1 protein-coding gene is annotated in these 1,104 nt (G+C 68.0%); it reads left to right on the forward strand.

The features are described from left to right. Positions 1 to 1,104 (forward strand): condensation domain-containing protein (locus ACWCPQ_RS35045; protein ID WP_449907488.1); only part of this gene is annotated, 1,104 nt, incomplete at both ends.

A 1,104-nucleotide genomic window follows, 5' to 3' on the forward strand; every position in this document is an offset into this window, starting at 1 on the left:
GTGTTCGCCGATGTTCTCGGGGTGGAGCGGGTCGGTGCGGATGATGATTTCTTCGCTCTGGGTGGTAACTCGCTGATCGCGACGCAGGTCGCGGCGCGGTTGGCCGCGGCATTGGATACGCAGGTTCCGGTGCGGATGCTGTTCGAAGCGTCCACTGTGATGGCGTTGGCCGCCGCCGCGGAAAGCGCTACCCGCCGCGGAAACCTGCCCGCTCTGGCGCCGCGTGTGCGTCCGGAGCGGGTGCCGTTGTCGCCCGCGCAGCAGCGAATGTGGTTCCTCAACCGTTTCGACGGAGGTTCGGCGGCCTACAACCTGCCGGTGGCGATCCGCCTGACCGGCGCGCTCGACGCCGAGGCACTGCGCGCGGCGGTCGCGGACGTGCTGGAACGGCACGAATCACTGCGTACTCGCTATCCGCTGGGTCCCGACGAACTGCCGTATCAGGAAGTCCTGCCGGTCGCGCAGGTGATCGGTGCGATCGAGATCGCCGCCACGGACGATCCGGTGGCCCGGATCGCCGAGCTGACGGCGGTCGGCTTCGATGTCACCGAGCAGGCACCGGTGCGGATGCTGCTGCTGACCACGGGCCCCGACGAGTGGGTGCTGGCGATGGTGGTGCACCACATCGCGGCCGACGGTTCGTCGGTGGCCCCGCTGACCCGGGATCTGATGACGGCCTACGCCGCTCGCACCTCGGGCGATATGCCGGGGTGGGCGCCGTTGCCGGTGCAGTACGCGGATTACAGCATCTGGCAGCGTGAACTGCTCGGCGACGAAGCCGATCCGGAATCGGTGGCCGCGCAGCAGGTCGGGTACTGGCAGACGGCGCTGGCGGGTGTGCCCGACCAGCTGGATCTGCCGACGGACCGGCCGCGTCCGGCGGTGCAGTCGTTCGCCGGTGGTCGTGTGCATTTCGCGATCGACCCGGAAACCCATGCCGGTTTGCGGCGGGTGGCGCAGCGGCAGAACGCGACGTTGTTCATGGTGGTGCATTCGGCGCTCGCTGTGCTGTTGTCGCGTCTTTCGGGTTCCGATGACATCACCGTCGGTACGCCGGTGGCGGGTCGTGGTGAGCAGGCGTTGGATGATCTGATCGGTATGTTC

It is taken from the genome of Nocardia sp. NPDC001965 (assembly GCF_053594175.1).